Genomic DNA, 23,601 nt, shown 5'->3' with positions numbered 1-23,601 from the left:
CCGTTACTGTTGGTACTTTTGCTGGGCGGAAGGCACGTAATTTTCCAACGGCAACAGCCCACGGTTTAACCCCAGCTTGGTCATTTGCAGGTTGTGAATGCGCTTATCAATAAACGCCAAAGTCTTACGGCGCATTAAAAACGTATAAGGTTGATCGTCATACATAATATGCTCCGCCTGTTGCCACAACGGCATCCGCGTTGCTTCATCCACCGTCGCCCGCGCCTTATCAATCAAGCTATCCAATGCCGGATTTTTGTAGCTGATGGTATTATCACCGTCGGTTTTTGCCTGCGAACTGTGGAACATCTGGTAAATGTCGGTTTCAATACCGCTCGTCCAACCCAGCGTAATCGCGTCAAAATCCTTTTTATTCAAAGACTCCAACATGACCGGCCATTCTTGTGGGAACGGGATCATTTTCACCCCAGCCTTAGCGTATAAATCCTTGAGTAGCAACACCATACGTTTGGTATCTTCATTCGCATCGAAATACGTCAACTTGAATTCAAACGGCTGCCCCGCTGCATCTTCCAGCACCCCGTCTTTATTGCGGTCTTCGTAACCCACTTCCTTCAACAAGGCTTGGGCTTTTTCCAGATTAAACGCATACGGCTGTAACGCAGGGTCGTGTTGCTTACTGGTATTGCTAAACGGGCTAACCGCAGGCTCGGCGTAATCCAAAAACACGTCTTTAATCACGCGCTGCACGTCGGTCAAATGCGACATCGCTTGACGCACTCGCTTATCTGCAAAGCGCGTTGGTTTGCCGCCACGTTCTTGATTCCAGCCAATGTAACTGTAACCAGCCACAGGCGGCATGTACTCGAAATTCTGACTTTTACCCATCATTTGCGGGTCTTGTTTCAAATCCGCGTATTCGTTGGGGCGTGCGCCGTAAGCATCAATTTCACCATTGCGATAGGTGGTTAAACGCGCACTGTCGTTTTGAATGATTTTCCACAAAATGCGGTTGTAAGACGGCTGTACATCACCCCAGTAACGCTCATTGCGCACCAGTTCCACATTGCCTTTATCCGGTGTCCAGCCTTTAGGATCAGGCATTTGATAAGGGCCGCTCCCCAATAACAAACCTTTTGACTCATTAAACGCCTGCGGGGTTTTCAGGTAAGGCTCGTAAAAATGTTTGGGGAAAATCGTCATGCCGCCCGCCAGCGACAATGCCTCGAAATACGGCTCTTTGTAAGTGAACACGACTTCGTATTTACCATTGGCTTTGACACTCGCGATTTTCTCCAGATACGCACGCTCACGCGGAGCTTGAATCGCCTCAGTCATAATAAAATTAAAGGTGAACGCCACATCGTCCGCCGTCAGCGGTTTACCATCTGAAAAGGTCACGTCATCGCGCATCTGGAAAGTAATCGTCAAGCCATCCGCGCTCACTTGCCAGCTTTTGGCAATCAAACCTTCCCACTCTAGCGTATCGGGGTTGCGGGTAATCAGACTTTCCTGCACGTAACTTTGCACATCAGAGGCATATGCATCGGTAGATACCAGCGGGGTAAGCGTTTTAAGGTTATTGCCAAACGCATTCACGCTCCAGTCGCCTTGTGCATAACCGGCTTGTTGGGTCATGGCGTGAGCGCGGTTAAAGGCAGCCGCCACCGCAGGCGTGGTTGTTGCTGTAGCAGCATTATCACTGCGGGCAAGCGTGCCACTACTCACCGCACTGCGTAAGTCGCGCATGTCTTTGGCCTGAGCTTGCAACGCGGTTTGCATTTCCGTCAGCCGCAACCATTGGCGGTCAATCTGGTACATAACCAGCAGCAACAGCGTGATTAATACGGCGATAAGGGCGTAGAGAATCCAGTCTTTGGCGGTGAGTCGTTTTTGCATGTTGTTCGTGTATACTGATGAATTTTACCAAAGCATAACACCAAGTTTAAGGAGAATCACATGGGTTTTCTCACTGGCAAACGCGCCCTGATCACCGGGATCGCAAGTGACCGTTCCATCGCTTACGGTATTGCCGAAGCCATGCACCGCGAAGGCGCGGAACTGGCCTTCACTTACCAAAACGACAAACTCAAAAGCCGGGTGGAAAAAACCGCCGCTGCCTTCGGCTCCAGCATTGTGATTCACTGCGACGTGGCAACTGACGACAGCATCGCGGCGGCGTTCACCGAACTCGGTACGCACTGGGATGGCGTGGACATTGTGGTTCACTCCATTGCTTTCGCCCCCAAAGAACAACTGAACGGGAGCATCGTCGACAATACCACCCGCGAAGGCTCAATGATTGCGCACGACATCAGTGCTTACAGCTTTATCGCCATGGCACGTTACGCGAAACCGTTGATGGCAGGCCGTAACGGTTCTTTGCTGGCGTTGAGCTATTTGGGCGCGGTTGCCGCTATCCCCAACTACAACGTGATGGGCATGGCAAAAGCCAGTTTGGAAGCGGCGGTACGTTTCATGGCCGCTGATTTGGGGCCACAAGGCATCCGGGTTAATGCGATTTCCGCAGGCCCGATTCGTACTCTTGCAGCGGCTGGCATCGCCGGATTCCGCAAAATGCTCGACCATTTCGAGAAATATGCGCCCATGCGTCGTAATGTCACCATTGAAGAAGTCGGCAATGTTGCAGCGTTCCTGTCATCTGATTTAGCATCCGGTGTCACGGGTGAAATCACCTATGTGGATGGCGGTTGGAATATTCTGGGCATGTCCGGGTTAGGCGAAGAATAACCCCCGGAGCGGAGCACTGGTGGTGATGTTAGCAAGCAAATCCTTGCTGCATCACCACTCACCGCGCCAATAACGTTGACCGCCAGCCTCAAATAATAATGAAAAAATAACATAAAATTTATCCACGCTATACTACGGTATAAGCTGTGTTTAGGAGGAACAACAATGACAACTGCTATTTTTGGCAAAACCCCCAAAGGCATCCAAGAAGTTGAAACCAAAGCGAATGGTTTATCCATGATCGAACGCTGGGTTCTAATTTCGGTTGATGGTAAACGTACTTTTGAAGACCTTAAAGCCCTGCCGCGTGTCAACGACCTCAATGCGGTGCTGACACTGTTGGAAACCGGCGGTTACATCCGCAAAGTGGGGTCATCATCCGCTTCGGTTGCCAACGCTGCGGCCAATACCGCAACACCAACAACGCCGAATACTACGAACGCCGCTTCCGGCTCTGCTACACGTTTTCGTGAATTACCTGCTAGATTTGATCCCGCCACTTTTAACATGGCAAAAAACTTTATGGTTAACACCTTGAATGCGTTCAAAGGCTTTTACGGCGCAACCAGTTTGGTGCGCAGCATTGATCATTGCCAAACCCATGAAGAACTACGCGATTTGTTCGATGCATGGCACGAGTCCATTTCCGGCACCCGTCAATGGCAAAAACAAGGCGCAGACTTACAGAAAAAGTTGCTGGATGTGATTTGAAGGCAACGGCTAACTACCACAACAGGGTTATTGGCATCGTACCGCCCTACCCCCGATAATCTTGAGTCATTATCTGGGAAATAGGTACACGCCCCTTGCAGCTTTCCAACGAAGACAACCTGCGGCTCAACGTCCTGCTTGCCCAACCGCTGCAAGCCGTGCGCATCAACGAGTCCACCATGACCGTCCACGCCCTGACCGATCGGGGCGAAGCGAAAGTGCGCCTTAATCCCACCGCGCGTGACGAGCAATACCTGCGCTGGGTACGCGAATTACTCTCCATGAAAGTCACCGGCTCACCCGGCGGCTACCCGATCTTCCTGAAACGCTGGACGCGCATGGGTCACGCCCGCAATAACCTCGACCAAATGCTGCTCCTCGGCGAACCCGAAGCCGTCGCCGCCGTCGTCTACACCCCCGGTTTAAGCCACGACATCGCAAAACGCGCTTGGTGGGCAAGCCCCAGTGCCACCAACGCCCGCTGCCTCCTAGAAAATCCCGAAGTTGTCGCGGGCGAACTTGGCAAAGAACTCACCGCTTACCTGCTCGAATTCCTGCCCTTCGAGGAAATCCAACTCGACGTAGTAGACACCGTGCGCCTCTGCCTGCAAGGTGAACTCATTACCCCCGCCGAACGCAGCAAACTGTGGGAACGCGCCAAACGCAAAAACCCGTTCTACATCGGTTTCCTGCACGCTGACCCCACGTACATTCCCTTGCCCACCAAGCCGCACCGCCACCACGCTAACCTCATCGCACAACTGGCAACGCAACTCGACGCAAACAACCCCTACGCCCAAGCCCTCAGCCAAACCCTAGATAGCGCAGGGCAAAACTGGTTACGCGCCCTGCAACTCGCACTCGAAAAGCCCGTCGATCAAGAAGTCGTCATTTCCTTGTTCATCGCCATCGACAAACGCTTCCCGCTACCTTTACCGGAATCGCGCGGAGTACGCGACCTGAATACCGCCCTGCAACGCGCTGAACAATTCTGCCACACGGATGATGATAGCCCTGCCGACGCAAAAGCCGTGCGTGACACCTTGAATCCCGATACATTGCCCCTATTTAAGGCTATGTTAATATTGGCGCAAATGGGGGAAGACTCCCTCATTCCGTATTTTGGCGGCAACGATTCGGTCGGTTCAGTGATGCGCAAACGCCTCGAACCCTTGATCAACCCCTTGTTGGCGCAAACCACCCTTTTACTCAAATAGGTACACCCATGCCCTACTACGTGTTCACAATCACCCAACCCAACCCGATGATCAAAAATCTGGACATGCAGCAAGCCTGTGAAGTTTACAAAGACGCGCGTGAACTGGCGCGTGACTTGCGAGCCAAGCAAGAACCGGGCGACAAAGCCATCGTCAAAATCGTCTTCGCTGCCAGCCAACTCGAAGCCGAAGAAAACCTGCACGAAACCCGCGAAAAACCCATCCTGATGGAATGGGAAAAGTAAGCAGCGCATGGATGAAGACCAATACCGCAGTGTTTACCGCGAAGTTAACGCCAACCGCTGCGTATTCGAGAAGGCATTAAATAATCGCCGTTGCGATTGCAGCCGTCACGAGCGTTTCCTGCTGGCAACCCGCGAAGCTGTCGGCTGCCTGTCAGAGGCGAGTCTCGCCAATTGCACAGTCTTTTTGGAGACATTGCGTGAAAAATCCCGCTTTGCGCTGCGTGAAACCCTGATTGATGGCCCATTGCCACACAATAAGGAACTCAAAGTGCAAGCAGGTGGCACATTAGCCCTGCAACAGCACCTTTTTCCTGAGCAAACAGCGGCAAAAACCACGCAAGACATCTACGAATTGGTCAACATTGCGCTGTCAAAATACGCTAACATTGCCGATTTCCCGTATGGCGAACTCATCAAAGGTGTCGTCCACTACGAAAGCCGCCCCAAACGTGGCAAATAAACATACCCAGTTTTAGGTGACAAATGGATCGTTTTCCCGTTTTTCTCGACCTGCATAACCGTCAGTGCCTCGTGGTTGGCGGTGGCAAAGTAGCCGAACGCAAAGTGGATAGCCTGCTCAAAGCGGGAGCTGTCGTCACGTTAATTGCCCCCGACATCACCACGGAAATGGGCATTATCACTAGCGGACAAAACGTCCAGTACCATGCACGTCCGTTTGTTGATAGCGACATTGATGGGCAATTCCTCGTCATTGCTGCCACCAATAACCCTAGCGTCAATGCGCATATTGCCAGCCTTGCCGATGCGCGGAATATGCCGGTGAATGTGGTCGATGATGCCTCGGTTGGCAATTTCATTATCCCCTCTGTCGTTGACCGCTCGCCCGTCACTATTGCCATTTCCACCGGCGGAGCGTCCCCCGTGTTGGCTCGGCAATTGCGCATGAAGCTGGAAACCATGATTCCGCCCCAATGCGGCGAACTCGCCGGTATCACCGAAGAATACCGCGACATTGTGAAAAAACACCTGCCCGAAGCACAGCGCAAAACCTTCTGGGAACAAGCCCTGAAAGGCCCCTTTGCCGAACTGGTGTACGCAGGTCACGTCGAGGATGCGCGGCGTTTGCTGGATGAAATGCTGGCAAGCTACCCCAACGGACAAACGATGGGCGAAGTGTATTTGGTCGGCGCAGGCCCCGGCGACCCGGATTTGCTGACCTTCAAAGCCTTACGCCTAATGCAGCAAGCCGATGTAATGGTGTACGACCGCCTCGTCTCCAAGTCGATTCTGGACATGGCAAACCAACGCGCCGAACGCATTTACGTCGGTAAAGAAAAAGCCAGCCACGCCGTACCGCAAGACCAAATCAACGACTTGCTGGTAAAACTCGCCAAGCAAGGCAAGCGCGTGTTGCGTCTGAAAGGCGGCGATCCGTTCATTTTCGGGCGCGGCGGCGAAGAAATCGAAACGCTGGCGGAAAATGGCGTACCGTTCCAAGTTGTTCCCGGCATTACCGCCGCATCCGGCTGTTCGTCTTACGCGGGGATTCCGCTGACCCATCGCGATTACGCGCAATCCTGCACCTTTGCCACCGGGCATTTGAAAGACGGCAGCATCGACCTGAATTGGGCGCAATTGTCACAACCGAATCAAACCGTGGTGTTCTACATGGGTTTAACTGGCATTGAAGTGATCAGCCAGCAATTGCAAGCCTTCGGGCGTTCCGGCGATACGCCTGCGGCATTGGTCGAGCAAGGCACAACCCGCAACCAACGTGTTCACATCGGCACGATTGCCACCTTGCCGCAATTGGTGAAAGACAGCGGGGTTCGCGCCCCCACCCTCACCATCGTCGGCGAAGTGGTGCAGTTGCATAGCAAATTGCATTGGTACGAACCGCAACGCCACGTGATTGCCAGCGAATTCAGCCTCGATCACCCTGTTGCCCCTGTAGAGGTATAAGCCATGTCCGAAACCCGCATCAGCGTTGAAACCTTCAAGCAAAACTTGACTGCCACCGGGCAAGATTTCAAACACAACATGAGTTCCGAGGGGAATTGTTCCGAAAACGAACCCTACGCCATGCAAGTCATCGACGACAGCATGGAACCAGAATTCGCCAAAGGTTGCGTGATCGTGATCGACCCGACCGGCATCGTGCGGGATGGCGCGTATGTGTTCGCGATTGACGACAAAGACGAATACATTTTCCGCCAGTTGCGTATTGTCGAAGGCAAATACATCCTCGTTGCCCTCAATGACGACTACGAAGCCATCGAAATCAGCGGCATGAACCGCATCGAAGGCGTGATTACCCAACGTTCGGCGGGCAGTTACCGACCACCGAACGGTAAACGCCGCACTTACCACAAGTGGTACGACAAATGACGATTATGTACGGCATCCCCAACTGCGACACCGTGAAAAAAGCCCGTGCTTGGCTGGGCGAACGCGGCATTGAATACACCTTCCACGATTTTCGTAAGGATGGCGTAAATCCGGTATGGTTACGTGCATGGGTAGCAGAATTTGGCTGGGAAACGCTAGTCAACCGCAAAGGCACGACTTGGCGCAAACTGCCAGAAGAAACCCGCGAAAACATGGATGAAGCGATTGCGTTAGTGGTGATGGAAGAATTGCCGTCGATCATTAAACGTCCGCTGCTTGATACGGGAACGCGTCATGTGGTGGGCTTTTCACCGGATGCTTACCGCGAGCTTTTTCAAAACTAAAACAGAGATTCTTTGATGTCCGCTACTCTCGATCTTGCTATCGACCTGATTTCGCGTCCCTCCGTCACGCCATTGGACGAAGGTTGCCAGCAATTACTGGCTGACCGCCTTGCGTCGCTGGGCTTTGTGGCTGAACACCTGCGCTTTGGTGACGTGGATAATATCTGGCTACGCCGTGGCACGACCTCACCCGTGTTTTGCTTTGCAGGGCACACCGATGTTGTCCCCACCGGGCCTTTAGAAGCATGGGATAGCCACCCATTCCAACCGGAAATCCGTGATGGAATGCTCTACGGGCGCGGTGCGGCGGATATGAAAGGCAGCATTGCTGCGTTCACCATTGCCTGCGAAAACTTCGTGCGCGAAAACCCTGATCATCAAGGGTCGATTGCATTTCTGATCACCAGTGACGAAGAAGGCCCGTCCATCAATGGCACGGTCAAGGTCGTGGAATTGCTGGAACAACGCAATGAGAAAATCGACTGGTGCTTGGTCGGCGAACCTTCCAGCACTTGCTGCGTGGGTGACGTGGTGAAAAACGGGCGGCGTGGCTCACTCAATGGCGTACTAACCGTGATCGGGCAGCAAGGGCATGTGGCTTACCCACATTTAGCAGATAACCCTATTCACCGTGCCGCACCTGCTTTAGCGGAACTGGTGAGCATTGAATGGGATAAGGGCAATGAGTTTTTCCCACCAACCAGCTTCCAGATTTCCAATATCAAGGGCGGGACGGGTGCAAACAATGTGATTCCGGGTACGCTACACGTGGAATTTAACTTCCGCTTTTCGACGCAACAGACTGAAATGGGTTTACGCGAACAGGTAGAAGCGATCTTTAACCGTCACGGGTTTGGCTATGAATTGAAGTGGACGCTTTCAGGCAATCCGTTTTTGACACCGCGCGGGGATTTAGTCGATGCGAGTGTCGCAGCGATTCAGGCGGTAAATGGGCAAGCGACGGAATTATCGACTTCTGGCGGCACATCTGACGGACGCTTCATTGCACCCACAGGTGCGCAGGTGATGGAACTGGGGCCAGTCAATAAGACCATTCACAAGGTCAACGAATGTGTCGCAGTGGATGATTTAAACGCGCTCACCATCATTTACCAAAAAGTCTTGGAGCGGTTGCTGGGGCAAGTGTCGGGCTAATGCCCGACAAACCCACTATTTAAAAGTCTTGCGAGGGCGACCGCGCTTACGCTGGGTAATTTGCCCCTCTTCCAATTCGGCGGTTGCCCAATCGGTCAAGCTTTTGTGAATATGCTCGGCGACAACGTGTAAGCGTTCCTCTAACGCAGCGCGGAAAAAGTTTTCGCGTTGCTCGCTGATACGTAGTGCTTCTTGCAACTCACGAATTTCTTCACGTGCTCGCGCTTCCATTTCCTCTAATTGGCCGCGCAATTGCTCCACTTTGTTACTTAACTCTTCCCTGATTTTGCGTTTTTCTTCAGCAGCTTGCGCACGCACGTCGGATAACGTACTGGAAGTTGCACCTTTTGGACGACCCCGCCCACGCTTTTTGGTAGTTTCTAATTGCATTTTCGTTTGACCTGCATGTTTCTGTTCAGCCTCATCCTTGATTGCCGTTTGCCGCTCTGCTATTTCATCCGAATATTCAGCCATCATCATTTTTTCCCTCAATCAAATACCGTTATTTGATACCTGATAACACTCCACTCACGTACATTATCTGAATAAGTTTTATACAAATCAAGTTGATTCGTAAATTTTATCTATGAACAAATAAAACTTGGATAAATCACCCAACAGCACCATAGGTTACACCGCAGACTGTAACCGTTTCAAATAAAATGTCACCCCCTACCGTAGATGGCAGACGTGGTGTCCCTCGCTGGGCGTAGCATATCACGATACTTGGTGAATTCACTCGCATAAGTAGCACTTTTGGCGATTTTCGATTGAGTCTACTGGCAGAGTGTGCGATGTTAACACGCTTTAAAATACCACATTGAAGCGCATGGCAAGCTCACTGCATAAAACCCTAACCTGTATTGCCGCTTTAGGATTGTCCGTCAGTCCAACGGTTGCTCTTGCCCAAACGCAATGGATGTCGTGCCCGATACCACCTTATCCGACTGATAATATTGAGCGTCCTGCCGATTTGCCGCCGCAAGCCGTACACATTGAAGCCAATACCGCGCTGTTCCGCGAGCAAGGTGTGTCGGAAATGTCCGGTGATGTGCAAATTTCCCAACAAGATAAAAAAATGCGGGCAGACAATGCGACTTACGAACAAAGCAGTTCGCAAGTGACCGGCAAAGGCAATGTTACCTTTAGCACACCGACCCTAAAGGCCAAGAGCACTGATTTTAATTACAATTTAAACCAAGACAAAGGCGAGTTGCAAAATGCTGACTACCGTTTACCGGTAACAGAAGGTCGTGGTTCCAGCAAACGCATTGTACGCGAAAGCCAGCAATTGACCCGACTTGAGCAAGCATCGTACACCACCTGCCCACCCGGAAATGCGGCATGGAGCTTGAACTCGCCGAATATTCGCCTTTACCACGAGCAAGAACAGGGCACAGCAACTAATGTCACCCTCAAGATACGTAAAGTGCCCATTCTGTATTTGCCCTACATTTCTTTCCCGTTAACCGACAAGCGTAAATCAGGCTTTTTGTTCCCTGTGATTGGTTCCTCAGAAAAAACCGGAATACAAGCGGGCATCCCCTATTACTTTAATCTCGCTCCAAACTACGACATGACGCTCACGCCCACTGTATTGAGCAAGCGGGGTTTGCAGTTGGGGACAGAGTTTCGCTATTTGACGGAAAAGCACCAAGGCGAAGTGAAATACACCCTGCTGCCCAATGACAAAATCGGCACGGTTAGCAATCGTTATTACTACGACCTGAAACACAATACCCAGATCGACGAACGCTCCAGTGTCTCATTGAAAGCAGAAGGCGTTTCCGACGATCAATATTTCGTTGACTTAGGTAACTCGTTGCAAGCAACCAGTGAAGTCAAACTTGAACGACGATTAACTTACAAAACCAGCGGTGACAAGTGGACATTTTCTGCGATGACCCAGGATTACCAAGTCCTTGACGGCGGCATCAAACCACACTCGCGTTTACCACAATTGCTGCTAAATTACCGTCCCCTAGAAAACAGCAAGGGTCTAGACATGCTGGTCACGACCGAATACACCAAGTTTTCAGGCAGTAAAACCGCAACTAACGGTTCACGCTTAGACCTAAAAACGACTGTCAGCAAAAACTTCGCGAACGATGCCGCTTACATCAAACCTTCCGTAAGCCTGCGCCATAGCGAATACACCTTAGACGATGCCAACAAAACCCGTGTGAGTCGCACCTTACCAACCGCCACCGTAGATGCTGGATTGTTTTTTGAACGCGATGTCAAACAAGGCAAGTATTTACAAACGCTGGAACCGCGCTTGTATTACACCCAAACGCCGTACAAAGATCAAAGCAATATTCCGGTGTTTGACTCTTCCGAAAACACCTTTAGCTACGGGCAATTGTTTAGCGAAAATCGTTTTACCGGGAAAGACCGCATTGAAGATGCCAATCGCCTGTCAGCGTCCGTCACCACCCGTTTTCAAGATCAAAAAAGCGGTCGCGAAGTGCTGCGAGCCAGCGTCGGACAAATCTACCACTTTGATGAGCGCAAAGTGACCTTACCAGGTCAAACCGCACAGACAGGCAAACGCTCCGAGATCGTATTTGAAACCGGCGGGCAACTTAACCCACGCACCAATCTCAGCAGCACCACGTTTTGGGACAGTGACACTAAAAAGCTCACCGCCAACCAAGTGGATTTACGTTACAAGGACGATAAAAAGCGCATTGTTAACGTCGGTTACACCAAGCGTAAAGACGAATTTGAAGCAGGTCGTCTATCCTTCGTTGCTCCGGTAAAAGAAAATTGGAAAGCCATCGGCGGCGTGGAATACGACTTACTCAATAACCGCAATCTGGAATCAGTAGTCGGTGCGGAATACGAAAGCTGCTGCTGGAAAACCCGTGTCGCTGGTCGTAATTACCTTCTTCCTGACAATAAAACCCGTGATAATGCCGTATTCATTGAATTTGAATTAAAAGGCTTGGGGAATTTTGGTAGTGGCACTCGTGACCTATTGCAAGACCGCGTTTACGGCTATGAATAAAGTATGGCTGCTGTTAGTGCTGGCGATTACACCGTTAGTGCAAGCAGCAGAAGATGTCGCTATCGACCGAATTGCCGCCGTCGTCAATGACGATTCGGTGTTAATGAGCGAAGCACAGCAACGCATGAATGCCCGTCAACTGAGCTTACGTCAAGCGGTAGACGAGTTAGTGCTGGAACACTTACAACTTCAACAAGCTAAAGACAAGGGCATTCCAGAAGGTGATCCGCAAACGGTTATTACCGCATTACGCGCTCAAATGCTCAAAAATTCGGTTAAAGTCAGTGATCAAGAAGTTGCCGAACTGATTGCCAGTCAAAGCGATACTGTTACTAAGGGTGAAAGCTACCATTTACAGCACATCTTATTGGCAACACCTGCGGGTGTTTCTGCTGATCAAGCCAACCAGACTCGTGAACGCGCAGAGCAAGTGCGCCACCGACTGCTAGCCGGTGAAGATTTTGCGCAACTGGCAAAAACCACCTCCGACTCGCACGCAGCAAAACAAGGCGGCGATTTAGGCTGGCAAGCGGCGGCAAACTTGCCTGCGAGTTTTATTCGCGCACTGGCGTTATTGAAAACCGGTGATATTTCCGAAGTTATTCGTGACGACAGTGGTTTCCATCTCTTAAAGCTGCTGGAGCGCGAAGGTGGAAAGCGCAAGATGACGGAAAATATCCGCACGCGCCATATTTTGGTCAGCACCACTACCCGCGATGAGACCTTAGCCAAGCAAAAAATTGATGATTTGTATCAGCAAGCGATGCAAGGAGGCAGCTTTGCGCAATTGGCAAAAGCCCATTCAGATGATCCCGGTAGTGCCGCCAAAGGTGGTGATTTGGGTTGGGTTACACCCGGTAAAACCGTTCCTGAGTTTGAGCAGGTCATGGCGCAAACACCGCCAAACACCCTGAGCCAGCCGTTTAAAACCAGCTTTGGTTGGCATATTTTACAAGTATTAGCCCGTCAACCTGTGGATCAAACGGTGGATAGCCTGCGCGATAAAGCGGGAGATTTCCTCGCCGAACGCAAAGCGGAAGAGCAATACCAAGCATGGCTGCAAGGTTTACGCAGCAAAGCTTTTATTGAATATCGCATTCCCAGCGATAACAACCTGCAACTACATTGAGCATTATGACAACACGTTTACGGATTGCGCTAACAGCGGGGGAGCCTGCGGGTATTGGCCCTGACATTATTCTGTTACTGCTGCAACAACAGCAATGGGCGGAAGTCGATTTGGTGGTAATTGCTGATCCTGTGGTGTTGCAAACACGGGCGGATGCATTAGGGATTAGCGTGCGCTTACGTGAATATTCGCCGACGACGCTGACAAGCGCGTGTCCGCCGGGTGAATGCTGGGTATTACCCATACCCACCGCCGTACCCGTTGAAGCCGGAGTGTTAAATCCAGCCAATGCACCCTACGTGTTAGCTACCTTGCGACGTGCGGTGGAAGGCTGTTTGAACGGTGAATTTGCCAGCATAGTAACTGCGCCGTTACACAAGGGGGTTATCAATGACGCGGGTATTCCATTCACCGGACACACGGAATTTTTGGCGGAATTAACCCACGCGCCGTTGCCCGTAATGATGTTAGCCAGCCATAACCTACGGGTGGCACTCGCCACCACGCATGTGCCATTAGCACAGGTAAGCTCACAAATTACCCGTGAATCCCTAACCCAAGTATTGACGATTTTGCATCACGATTTGCAGCATAAATTCGCGATTGCGCATCCGCGAATTTTGGTGTGCGGCTTGAATCCTCATGCGGGTGAAGGCGGGCATTTAGGCACGGAAGAGTTAGACACGATCATTCCGGTGGTACAGGCATTGCAACAGCAAGGCATGGATTTACGTGGCCCGTTACCGGCAGATACTTTATTTACCCAGCGTCATTTGCAAGGGGCGGATGCGGTGTTGGCGATGTATCACGATCAAGGCTTACCCGTATTGAAACACGCCAGCTTTGGGAAAGGCATTAATATTACGCTGGGATTGCCGATTATCCGTACCTCCGTCGATCACGGGACGGCTTTGGATTTGGCGGGAACGGGTCAGGTCGAAACCGGAAGCTTGTACGAAGCCATTGCGCTGGCAGTGCAACTGAGCCTGAAATAAAAAAGGGCATCCCGCAGGATGCCCAACCGCTAGGAGGGTAGAATCAGAACCTTTCACCCGTTCTGGTTATGCCTTCCTGCTTTGTTCTGCTATGACGTTGCCATTAGCCATTCGGTTCAAAATAATATAAGAATTTTATAATTTAATTATATAGGTACATCCTAGTCTATGTATGGGAGGCAAGGCAAGTAGGAAAAACACTCACCTGTCAAGGCAATAGGGATAGAAACTTTCTGACAATTATCATAGGCAAGGGCTTTGCTGTAGGTTATAACACAGAAGCTGTGGCACAATGCGCCACCCTAATTGCGTTACAACAACGTCAGGAAAATCGTTACCTGTATGACTGATTATTTGCTCATTATCGTCGGCACTGTGTGGGTCAACAATTTCGTGCTGTCCCACTTCTTGGGATTGTGCCCATTCATGGGAGTTTCACGACGGCTGGAAACCGCGATGGGGATGGGACTCGCCACCACCTTCGTACTCACACTGTCGTCCATCAGCAGTTATTTGGTTAATGCGTATTTATTGGAACCGTTGAGTTTGGAATATTTACGCACCATCAGCTTTATTCTCGTCATTGCTACGGTGGTGGGTTTTACAGAAATGGTTATCCGTAAAACCAGCCCGGTTTTGCACAATATTTTGGGTATTTACCTGCCGCTGATTACCACCAACTGCGCGGTGTTGGGCGTGGCATTGCTGAATGTGCAGGAAAGCCATGACTTTATTGAATCCGCACTCTATGGCATGGGTGCTGCGCTGGGCTTCACCTTGGTATTAGTGCTGTTTGCGGGGATTCGGGAACGCATTGCTGCGAGTGATGTTCCCGGTATTTTTCAAGGCAATGCTATCGGTTTAATCACCGCAGGCTTAATGGCTCTGGCTTTCATGGGATTTTCTGGACTGGTAAAAACCTAATGATTAGCGCGATTCTCGTTATTTGTGGTATGTCGGCCGCCTTTGGTTTGTTGCTGGGCTATGCCGCTATTCGTTACAAAGTGGAAGGCAACCCCTTAGCCGAAAAAGTGGATGCGATTTTGCCGCAAACCCAATGCGGACAATGCGGTTTTGTAGGCTGCCGTCCGTATGCCGAAGCAATGGCGGCGGGTGAAGCCGACATTAATCGCTGCCCTCCCGGTGGTGAAGCAGTGATTAAATCGCTGGCAGAATTGCTAGGGGTGGAAGCCAAACCACTGGATGCAGAAAACGGCGAACATTCCGATGTGCCGTTACTCGCCATTATTGATGAAAACACCTGTATTGGTTGCACCTTGTGTATTCAAGCCTGCCCGGTTGACGCAATTGTCGGCGCGGCTAAACACATGCATACCGTGATTGCCAGCGAATGCACCGGCTGTAAATTGTGCTTACCACCCTGCCCGGTGGATTGCATTGCAATGGTTCCGCTCAAAGCCGAACCCGCTAACTGGAAATGGCCTTACCCGGTATTCTCCCTCGTGCAACAACCTGCCAATGACGCGCAAGCCACCGCGCTTAAGGTGTCGCCATGATTCAGACCTTACGCAAGCTATGGCAAATTCACGGTGGTTTGCACCTTGATTACCACAAGGAAGCATCCAACAACACTCACGCCCGTAATGTGCCGTTAGCCGCAGAATTCATTATTCCTTTGCAGCAACACGCCGGTTACAAGCCCACGCTGACCGCTAAAGTCGGTGATTACGTCTACAAGGGGCAGGAACTCGCATCCCACACGGGCTTTATGAAAGTGCCGGTACACGCCAGCACCTCCGGCACGATTACAGCGATTGAAGAACGCCCGATTGCTCATCCTTCCGGCCTCAAGGATTTGTGCTTAATTTTAACCCCCGACGGTAAGGACGACTGGGGCAATGCCCGGATGTCACCCTACCCCGACCCGCAACAAATCGATCCTGAAACCTTACGCAAACGCATTTGTGCTGCCGGAATCGTCGGCATGGGCGGCGCGGTATTTCCGTCAGCGATCAAACTCAATGTTCACGATCATATTCCGGTGGAAAGCCTGATTATTAATGGCGCGGAATGCGAACCTTACATTACCTGCGATGATCGTTTGATGCAGGAACAGCCGGAAGAAATCATCGGCGGCATCCAAATCATGATGCACATTATCAATGCCCCACAGTGTTTGATCGGGATTGAGGATAATAAACCGCAAGCCATTGCTGCGTTACAAACCGCATTGGAAAAACTGGGTGAAACCCGCGTGCAGGTGATTGCGGTTCCCACGCTTTACCCGACAGGCAGCGAAAAACAACTGATTCAAATCCTTACCGGCAAGGAAGTTCCCAGCGGTGGTCGTCCCGCGAACATTGGTATTGTGTGCCATAACCCTGCGACTGCACGCGCGATTTACCGCGCTATTCGTTGCGGTGAACCGTTGATTGACCGCTATGTCACGGTCACGGGTGAAGGCATTACCCAACCTGCGAATTTCAATGTGCCACTGGGTACGCCGATTGCGCATTTGGTGCAACACGCGGGTGGTTACGCACAACCAGACCCGCAATTGGCGATGGGCGGGCCGATGATGGGGGTGAAATTACCCAGCGATCAAATTCCGATTGTCAAAGCGACTAACTGCATCTTGATTACGCGCCCGGCTGATACCACACCGACCGTGATGCCGTGCATCCGCTGCGGACGTTGCGCACAGAGCTGCCCTGCCAGCTTGTTACCGCAACAATTGTATTGGCACGCCCGCGCCCGCGAATTTGAAAAAGCAGAAAATTACCATTTGTTTGACTGCATTGAATGCGGTTGCTGCGCTTATGTGTGCCCCAGCCACATTCCGCTGGTGGATTATTACCGCTTTGCCAAAGCGGAAATCCGCACACAACGCGATGCCAAAAACAAAGCCGAACGCGCCCGCGAACGCCATGATTTTCATCAGGAACGGCTGGAACGTGCCAAACGTGAAAAGGCTGAAAAGCTGGCAAAACACAAACAACAAGCACAAACCGGCAACGCCGACGACAGCAAACAAGCCGCTATTCAAGCTGCACTGGAACGCGCCAAAGCCAAAAAAGCCCAAACCGCAACGACTGCCAGTAGCGATGCGCCTGTAACGACTTCAGAGAATGCCCCGGAATGATAGTGAACCAACGTCCTGCTCATTCGCTTACCCAACAACGCAATGTCGGCGACATTATGCGCCAAGTGCTGTACGCCCTGCTTCCCGGCACGGCAGTATTGCTGTGGTATTTCGGTTGGGGGGTAATCACCAATCTGGTGTTGGCCATCCTGTTTGCCGAATTGTTGGAATGGGGCATGTTGAAACTGCGCCAACGCCCAGTGCGACCGTTTTTGAGTGATTACAGCGCGGTCGTTACTGCGTGGTTATTGGCTGTCGCCATGCCCGCGTTTTCACCTTGGTGGTTAATCGCGGTTGCGATGCTGTTTGCGATTGTGTTGGCGAAACACTTGTACGGAGGCTTGGGTTATAACCCGTTCAACCCCGCCATGATCGGTTACGCCGCCATGTTGGTATCGTATCCGGTGCAAATGACCATTTGGCCTGCGCCGTTGGATTTCAGCATGAGCCACATCAGCCTTGTGCAAACCTTGCAACAGGTGTTCCTCGGTGGGACCAACGGTTGGGACGCTTTTACCGCTGCAACCGTTTTGGATCACGTTAAAGTCAGTTTAGGCATGGGGCAAACCCTCGGCGAATTACACGCGCAAACGGGCTTTGGCTGGCTGGCTGGCAAGGGTTTGGAATGGGTGAGCCTCGGTTGGTTATTGGGCGGTTTGTGGCTGCTGTATCGGCGCATTATCACTTGGCAAATCCCCGTAGGCTTGCTCGGTGGTTTGCTGCTCATCGCTGGGGTATTTTGGCTGATTAATCCGCAAGCTTACGCTTCACCGCTGTTCCATGCTTTTAGTGGTGCGGCAATGTTGGGGGCATTTTTCATAGCGACTGATCCGGTTTCCGCCAGTACCACACCTAAGGGTAAGTTGCTTTACGCAGCGGGCATCGGCATTTTCACCTACATTATCCGCACTTGGGGCGGCTACCCGGACGGGGTGGCGTTCTCTGTCATTATTATGAATATGGCAGTACCGTTGATTGATTATTACACCCAACCACGGGTTTACGGCACGCCACGGAACTAACCCATGAACGATAATCTGTTGAAAAGCATTCTCAAACCCGGCGGATTCCTCGCTGCTTTCGCGTTATTGGGAACGGTGGCGTTGGCTTCAGCCTACAATTTAACCTTGCCGCGTATTGCTGCCAATGAACGTACCGCCACCTTAACGCGCCTCAACGCACTGGTTAGCCCCTCGGAATACGACAACGACTTGCTGAACGACCAGCGTGTGCTGCCTGCTGCTGCATTCAACAGTGCGGAACCTGTTACCGTTTACCTTGCCCGTAAGCAAAATCAACCGGTTGCCGCACTCTTCACCGTTACACCCGCCAATGGTTACAGCGGTAAAATCCGCCTCGTGGTGGCAGTACGTGCCGATCAAAGTGTTGCCGGAGTGCGCATTTTATCCCACAAGGAAACCCCCGGCTTAGGCGATAAAATCGACGTAGAAAAAAGCGATTGGATTACCCGCTTCAACGGTAAATCCTTGCAAAACCCGCTACTGGAAGGCTGGGCAGTGCGTAAAGACGGTGGTGAATTTGATCAGTTTACCGGCGCAACCATTACCCCGCGTGCAGTCGTCGGCGCGGTAAAAAACACCCTACTTTGGTCGCAACAACACTTTAACGAATTGTTTATTGCACAACCGAGCCGCATCACTCAGGAGTCGAAGTAATGTTTAAACCCGATTACGCCGCCTACCGTGAAATTACCCTCAATGGCTTGTGGAAAAACAACCCCGGTTTGGTGCAGTTGCTGGGTTTATGCCCGCTCATGGCGGTAACGACCAATATGGTCAATGGCCTTGGACTAGGGTTAGCGACGCTGATCGCATTAGTGAGTTCCAATGTGGCAATTTCCATCGTGCGTCATTACATCAGTGAAGAAATCCGCATTCCCGCATTCGTGATGATTATTGCCGCGAACGTGACCCTGATTGAAATGCTGATCAAAGCGTATTTTCACGACCTCTATAATATTCTCGGTATTTTCATTCCGCTGATCGTCACCAACTGCATTGTCATCGGACGTTCAGAAGCCTATGCCGCAAAAAATCCGCCAATTCACGCGGGTTTGGACAGTCTTATGATGGGCATTGGTTTTATGTTGGTGTTGATGGTGTTGGGCGGTCTGCGCGAGTTGGTTGGCAACGGCACATTATTCTCCGAAGCACACCTGATGTTTGGTGAAGCCGCACGCAGTTTAACCTTAAGCTTTGGCGATGACTTCAAAGGCTTGTTGCTGGCGGCACTGCCTCCCGGTGCTTTCATTGGTTTGGGCTTTTTAGTCGCGCTGAAAAACTGGTTAGATCGACGTTCTGCATGAATAAAATCAAACGCGAAGCCATTTTTCAGCGGTTACAACAGGCCAATCCTAATCCCACCACCGAGCTGGTTTACAACAGTACCTTTGAGCTGCTGATTGCGGTTATATTGTCGGCACAAGCCACTGACAAAGGGGTAAACAAAGCCACTGCCAAGCTGTTTCCAGTGGCTAATACCCCAGAAACCATTGCCGCACTGGGCGAAGATGGTTTAAAACCTTACATAAAAACCATTGGCTTATTTAACAGTAAGGGCAAAAACATTATTGCCACCTGTCAACGCTTGATTGAGCAACACCAATCGCAAGTCCCGGCGCAACGCGAAGCCTTGGAAGCCCTGCCCGGTGTTGGTCGTAAAACAGCTAATGTCATACTCAATACCGCATTTCACCAGCCGACGATGGCGGTGGATACGCACATTTTCCGTGTCGCCAACCGCACCGGACTTGCTCCCGGAAAAACGGTGTTAGCCGTTGAAAAAGCCTTGCTGAAACACATTCCCAAAGCATATTTACTGGATGCGCACCACTGGTTAATTTTGTTGGGGCGTTATACCTGCGTTGCTCGCAACCCGCGCTGTGGGGAATGTTTGATTGCCGATTTATGCGATTTTAAGGAGAAAACGGCCTAATGTTTGGCAATGACCGTGATGCGATGCGGCGTTATTACCGCCAATCTTGGCAAAAATTCCAGCTCAAACAACCACTGGACGCGCTCGAACAACAAATCGCGCAAGTCGTCGCAGAACACCCGGAATACCATCATTTGCTGGCTGATGATGAGCGCACCCTGCAACATACCTACCGCCCCGAAGAGGGTCGTACTAATCCATTTTTACACATGGGATTGCATTTGGGGATTCGCGAACAAGCAGCGACTAACCGCCCGCTTGGCATTTTGGCACTTTACCAGCAGCTCACGAATAAGTTTGGAGTGCTTGAAGCCGAACATCGCATGATGGAATGTTTAGCACAAAGCTTATGGCAGGCGCAGCGCAATAACACTGCACCCGATGAAGTGGCGTACCTTGAATGCCTAAAAAAGCTCTAAGACCCTTTGAAAACAGGGTTGTTTGAGCTATTTAATCTAAGGCCACCACGATATTATTTGCCGCATAACTCCCCACATCAAAGGTGCGGGTACGACTCACAGACTCACGACTAGCCTCTGCGACATAACGACCGGGTGGCAGACGGATCGCTAAAGAGTGGCGATTATCGTACACAATGTACGGTTGTAACTCGCGCACGCCATTTTCCACCCGAAACACCGACCAGCGTACCGATGAGTTAAATGCAGGACTTTGATCCAACGTCGCCATTAGCGTGACATTGGGGTTGGGTGTTGCCATTGCAGGCACTGCGACAAAACCACTGATTACGACAGCAGTTGTAGCGAATATTTTACGAATAATGTTCATGGTCATAACGGCATCTCCTTTGCCTTGGCTAATTTTCTAACGTGAAAACCAGTTGCTATGCCATAACATTAATAGAACCCTGCGAAATTACAATTAGATTGTACTTCTGACTCGGATAATTTTTTATTATGAAACTTTATCAAAAAACCTTAACACATATAAAAATATTAACTTCCATCCATGAAACTTATCAATGGCGAACAGATAAGCACCGCAATCACTAAAAAACCCACTGTAGAACTTGCAGAGAACTGTGCTATGCTACTGCGCCCGTAGACCCAGTCCTGTAACGGAGTTCCTTAATGCACCCCATGCTCAGAAAAGCCATCGAAGCCTCTCGTTTGGCTGGTGAAGCCATCCGCCATTACGCCAATCAGGTGCAAAAGCTGGATGTAGAAAATAAAGCTCACAACGATTTTGTGACTAAAGTTGACCGCGAGGCCGAAAACATTGCGATTCGCTTGTTACAACGCGCCTATCCCGACCATGCTTTTTTCGGTGAAGAAACCGGCAAACAAGGGCCTGACAGTGATTACGAGTGGGTAATTGATCCACTGGATGGAACCACTAACTTCCTTTACGGCATTCCGCAGTTTTCTGTGTCGATCGCCTTAAAATATAAAGGTCGTTTGAGCGTTGGTGTGGTTTATGACCCGTTACGTGATGAAACCTTTGCTGCCGCACGTGGTGAAGGTGCGACATTAAACGGACGACGCATCCGCGTTTCTGAGCGCAGCAGTATGCAAAATGCCTTGCTGGGCACAGGTATTCCGTTTCGCGCCAACCAAAACCTTGATTTGTATCTGCAAACCCTGAAAGTGCTAGTGCCTGACACCGCCGGAATACGCCGCCCCGGTTCTGCCGCGCTAGATTTAGCTTACGTGGCCTCGGGTCGCTTTGACGGTTTCTGGGAATTCGGTCTCAATGAGTGGGACATCGCCGCAGGGGTATTACTGATCCAAGAAGCCGGTGGCCTGATCAGCGATATGCACGGCAATAACACTCACATGAGTACCGGCAATGTGCTTGCCGCAAACCCCAAAGTGTTCAAAGAAATGTTGAAACGCTTACACCCGGTTATGCAAAAATACTAAACACACGCGGGGTGGCAATCTTGCTGCCCCTTGCAACCGTTGGTCGCTACCTTTTATCCGTCTTCGCACCTAAATTTGCCGTTATGAACTACAGTCAAAGGGACTAAACACAATAATCACCCTTGCGACAAGGAGTAGCTCATGTCCGACACAGAACAGCAACTTAACGATTTCTTACAAGCTTTTGATGCTGACCCCATCAGCATGATGGAACGCATTCCGCAAAAGTTTGATCAAGATGGCAACCCGATTACCCCGCGTTCCATTTTTTCCCCCACTGCGATTGCCAACAATGCTTATGTGGAAGCCCGCGACAGTATTCGTCAGCAATTTCAGGAAACTGACGGTGAAATGGGAACTCGCGCTGCCTATGAAGCCCACGACAAAGCCGAAAATCTTGTTGATAAGTTCACCTACAGCGATCTCAAGGCAATGGAAACTGCCGGATTACGCTCGGCAAAACTGGCGGAATCACCTTGGTCAGACGACTATTGGGCGATTTATAAAGGCATTTTAGGGGCTCGTTACGCCGATCCTAATTTTCCACAAGTGGAAGACTGGAAACAAAATTACGATTACATCCGTGCTCACAATGCACCTGATATTTTCAAAACTGGCAACGCGGCTGCAATTAATCGGCTGGCACCGGCTGAAAAATACGATCTGCTGGTCGGCGATGCCAACGGCACGTTAACCCGGCGGATGTGGGCGGATGGTAAGTCCATTTATGATGCCAACGGTTCCGTAGAAACCTGGATGGGAATTTGTCACGGTTGGTCGCCTGCGGCTTACATGCTACCACGCCCACGTAAAGCGGTTGTGGCGCAAGCACCTAACGGGGTTGCGATTACCTTTTATCCATCTGATATTAAAGCACTCGCTTCAGTACTCTGGGCAAATGCGATGCCTGCCACGTGCTTTATTGGCGGACGCTGTAACGATGCTAATCCAGCCAAAGATCCGGCAACCGGGCGCGTGACTTCCAGCAAATGCTTCGACACCAACCCCGGCACTTGGCACTTGGCAATGGTCAATCAACTGGGTGCGGGCAAGCGCAGTATGGTGATGGATGTCACTTACGATTACGAGGTCTGGAATCAGCCAGTGTATTCCTACGAATACAGCTACTTTAATCCTAAGCGCATGGCTGCGAGTAACCTTGCGGATGCAATTGTTGCCCGTAATGCGTTTACCAACGATAAATTCAAAGCCTTCCGTAGCAGCCGTACCGTATCTATCGCAGGCATTAATATGCGCGTCGGCTATGTAGTCGAAACCAGCCCTAGCCAACGCCCGGACGATAACCCTAGTCACGATGCGATTCAGTACGTGGATTACCGTTACGACGTGGAATTGGATGCGAATAATAAAATTATCGGTGGTGAATGGTATACCAATAAGCACCCCGACTTTTTATGGACAGCACCGAAAAGCGTTCGCGCTACCACCCGCTACGATCACCTCGCTACTGGCACATGGCAAGCAGGTAAACCATTGCCACAAACATGGCAGAGTGCCGCACCACAAGCCTCCAAAGCCAATGGCGCACCGTTAGCGGCAATCGTTGAACGTCTACTCAACTTTGCCAACAGTTAACCCAATCCGGGGCAGTGCTTTGGTGCTGCCCCACTTTTTAGCAAACCGTGGCGGTTCATGAAAACGACCTTTTCACACTTTACCCCCTTATTATTAGGCAGCCTGTTGAGCCTACTCATGGGCTGCGAGCCTCAAGAATCACCCCAAAAATCTGAACCGGCTCCTCAGAACCCACCAACGACACCCACAGCAATACC

The 23,601-nt window shown here is 50.9% G+C and carries 25 protein-coding genes; 22 read left to right on the top strand and 3 right to left on the bottom strand.

All coding sequences use genetic code 11. The features are described 5' to 3' along the window. Positions 1–3 precede the first annotated feature (3 nt). Entirely contained in the window at positions 4–1,860 is a 1,857-nt protein-coding gene (locus J9260_RS02990) for a peptide-binding protein (RefSeq protein WP_210219574.1), read from the bottom strand. 60 nt (positions 1,861–1,920) lie between these two features. Here J9260_RS02990 and J9260_RS02985 point away from each other — a divergent pair, with 60 nt between their 5' ends. From J9260_RS02985 to dapE, 9 genes are all read left to right on the top strand, one after another. Beyond that, positions 1,921–2,712, top strand: a complete 792-nt coding sequence (locus J9260_RS02985; protein ID WP_210219573.1) for an enoyl-ACP reductase FabI — start codon at positions 1,921–1,923, stop codon at positions 2,710–2,712. 165 nt (positions 2,713–2,877) lie between these two features. Next, the gene (locus tag J9260_RS02980) at positions 2,878–3,423 is read left to right on the top strand and encodes a hypothetical protein (RefSeq protein WP_210219572.1); all 546 of its coding nucleotides are present in this window, start codon (positions 2,878–2,880) and stop codon (positions 3,421–3,423) included. A 95-nt stretch (positions 3,424–3,518) separates the two neighbouring features. Next, the gene (locus J9260_RS02975; RefSeq protein ID WP_210219571.1) at positions 3,519–4,640 is read left to right on the top strand and encodes a hypothetical protein; all 1,122 of its coding nucleotides are present in this window, start codon (positions 3,519–3,521) and stop codon (positions 4,638–4,640) included. 8 nt (positions 4,641–4,648) lie between these two features. Beyond that, positions 4,649–4,885, top strand: coding sequence for a hypothetical protein (locus J9260_RS02970; RefSeq protein ID WP_210219570.1), 237 nt, complete (start codon positions 4,649–4,651; stop codon positions 4,883–4,885). A gap of 7 nt (positions 4,886–4,892) precedes the next feature. Beyond that, positions 4,893–5,345, top strand: a complete 453-nt coding sequence (locus J9260_RS02965; RefSeq protein WP_210219569.1) for a hypothetical protein — start codon at positions 4,893–4,895, stop codon at positions 5,343–5,345. A 23-nt stretch (positions 5,346–5,368) separates the two neighbouring features. Continuing rightward, complete coding sequence (gene cysG / locus J9260_RS02960; RefSeq protein WP_210219568.1) at positions 5,369–6,808, top strand: siroheme synthase CysG; 1,440 nt, start codon at positions 5,369–5,371, stop codon at positions 6,806–6,808. 3 nt (positions 6,809–6,811) lie between these two features. Further along, a complete protein-coding gene (locus tag J9260_RS02955; protein ID WP_210219567.1) occupies positions 6,812–7,234 on the top strand; it encodes a S24 family peptidase in 423 nt (140 codons plus the stop codon). Further along, positions 7,231–7,578 (top strand): ArsC family reductase, encoded by a 348-nt coding sequence (locus tag J9260_RS02950; RefSeq protein WP_210219566.1) that lies wholly within the window; start codon positions 7,231–7,233, stop codon positions 7,576–7,578. Before J9260_RS02955 ends, J9260_RS02950 begins: the two co-directional genes overlap by 4 nt. Positions 7,579–7,593: 15 nt before the next feature. Continuing rightward, positions 7,594–8,733: a succinyl-diaminopimelate desuccinylase gene (gene dapE, locus J9260_RS02945; RefSeq protein ID WP_210219565.1), complete on the top strand. Its 1,140-nt coding sequence runs from the start codon at positions 7,594–7,596 to the stop codon at positions 8,731–8,733. A 15-nt stretch (positions 8,734–8,748) separates the two neighbouring features. Here the strand turns inward: dapE and J9260_RS02940 are convergent, their stop codons facing one another. Next, positions 8,749–9,213, bottom strand: a complete 465-nt coding sequence (locus J9260_RS02940; RefSeq protein WP_246499606.1) for a DNA-binding protein — start codon at positions 9,211–9,213, stop codon at positions 8,749–8,751. A gap of 349 nt (positions 9,214–9,562) precedes the next feature. On the opposite strand from J9260_RS02940, the gene J9260_RS02935 reads away from it, so the two are divergent. The 11 genes from J9260_RS02935 (at position 9,563) to J9260_RS02885 (ending at position 20,344) form a co-directional block, all read left to right on the top strand. Continuing rightward, on the top strand, positions 9,563–11,743 hold the full coding sequence (locus tag J9260_RS02935; protein WP_210219564.1) for an LPS-assembly protein LptD: 2,181 nt from the start codon (positions 9,563–9,565) through the stop codon (positions 11,741–11,743). Then, a complete protein-coding gene (locus J9260_RS02930) occupies positions 11,736–12,872 on the top strand; it encodes a peptidylprolyl isomerase (RefSeq protein ID WP_210219563.1) in 1,137 nt (378 codons plus the stop codon). The genes J9260_RS02935 and J9260_RS02930 overlap by 8 nt, the downstream gene beginning before the upstream one ends. Positions 12,873–12,877: 5 nt before the next feature. Next, positions 12,878–13,867 carry a 4-hydroxythreonine-4-phosphate dehydrogenase PdxA gene (gene pdxA / locus J9260_RS02925; protein ID WP_210219562.1) on the top strand — a complete coding sequence of 330 codons (990 nt, stop codon included), beginning with the start codon at positions 12,878–12,880 and terminating at the stop codon, positions 13,865–13,867. A 342-nt stretch (positions 13,868–14,209) separates the two neighbouring features. Next, positions 14,210–14,791, top strand: a complete 582-nt coding sequence (gene rsxA / locus J9260_RS02920; RefSeq protein ID WP_210219561.1) for an electron transport complex subunit RsxA — start codon at positions 14,210–14,212, stop codon at positions 14,789–14,791. Continuing rightward, a complete protein-coding gene (gene rsxB, locus J9260_RS02915; RefSeq protein WP_210219560.1) occupies positions 14,791–15,384 on the top strand; it encodes an electron transport complex subunit RsxB in 594 nt (197 codons plus the stop codon). Before rsxA ends, rsxB begins: the two co-directional genes overlap by 1 nt. Further along, positions 15,381–16,970 (top strand): electron transport complex subunit RsxC, encoded by a 1,590-nt coding sequence (rsxC, locus tag J9260_RS02910; protein ID WP_210219559.1) that lies wholly within the window; start codon positions 15,381–15,383, stop codon positions 16,968–16,970. The genes rsxB and rsxC overlap by 4 nt, the downstream gene beginning before the upstream one ends. Continuing rightward, complete coding sequence (gene rsxD / locus J9260_RS02905) at positions 16,967–17,992, top strand: electron transport complex subunit RsxD (protein WP_210219558.1); 1,026 nt, start codon at positions 16,967–16,969, stop codon at positions 17,990–17,992. Before rsxC ends, rsxD begins: the two co-directional genes overlap by 4 nt. Before the next feature lie 3 nt (positions 17,993–17,995). Continuing rightward, positions 17,996–18,646, top strand: coding sequence for an electron transport complex subunit RsxG (gene rsxG / locus J9260_RS02900; protein ID WP_210219557.1), 651 nt, complete (start codon positions 17,996–17,998; stop codon positions 18,644–18,646). Further along, the gene (locus tag J9260_RS02895; RefSeq protein ID WP_210219556.1) at positions 18,646–19,296 is read left to right on the top strand and encodes an electron transport complex subunit E; all 651 of its coding nucleotides are present in this window, start codon (positions 18,646–18,648) and stop codon (positions 19,294–19,296) included. The genes rsxG and J9260_RS02895 overlap by 1 nt, the downstream gene beginning before the upstream one ends. After that, on the top strand, positions 19,293–19,925 hold the full coding sequence (gene nth, locus J9260_RS02890) for an endonuclease III (RefSeq protein ID WP_210219555.1): 633 nt from the start codon (positions 19,293–19,295) through the stop codon (positions 19,923–19,925). Before J9260_RS02895 ends, nth begins: the two co-directional genes overlap by 4 nt. After that, a complete protein-coding gene (locus J9260_RS02885; RefSeq protein ID WP_210219554.1) occupies positions 19,925–20,344 on the top strand; it encodes a DUF1841 family protein in 420 nt (139 codons plus the stop codon). Before nth ends, J9260_RS02885 begins: the two co-directional genes overlap by 1 nt. Positions 20,345–20,375: 31 nt before the next feature. Here the strand turns inward: J9260_RS02885 and J9260_RS02880 are convergent, their stop codons facing one another. Continuing rightward, positions 20,376–20,720 carry a hypothetical protein gene (locus J9260_RS02880; RefSeq protein WP_210219553.1) on the bottom strand — a complete coding sequence of 115 codons (345 nt, stop codon included), beginning with the start codon at positions 20,718–20,720 and terminating at the stop codon, positions 20,376–20,378. A gap of 296 nt (positions 20,721–21,016) precedes the next feature. Here J9260_RS02880 and J9260_RS02875 point away from each other — a divergent pair, with 296 nt between their 5' ends. Together J9260_RS02875 and J9260_RS02870 are read left to right on the top strand one after the other, a co-directional pair. After that, positions 21,017–21,808: an inositol monophosphatase family protein gene (locus tag J9260_RS02875; RefSeq protein WP_210219552.1), complete on the top strand. Its 792-nt coding sequence runs from the start codon at positions 21,017–21,019 to the stop codon at positions 21,806–21,808. A gap of 141 nt (positions 21,809–21,949) precedes the next feature. After that, positions 21,950–23,404 carry a hypothetical protein gene (locus J9260_RS02870; RefSeq protein WP_210219551.1) on the top strand — a complete coding sequence of 485 codons (1,455 nt, stop codon included), beginning with the start codon at positions 21,950–21,952 and terminating at the stop codon, positions 23,402–23,404. Positions 23,405–23,601 lie beyond the last annotated feature (197 nt).

Source organism: Thiothrix unzii (assembly GCF_017901175.1).
Taxonomy (GTDB): Bacteria; Pseudomonadota; Gammaproteobacteria; order Thiotrichales; family Thiotrichaceae; genus Thiothrix; species Thiothrix unzii.
This window is presented reverse-complemented; position numbering and strand designations above follow the sequence as displayed.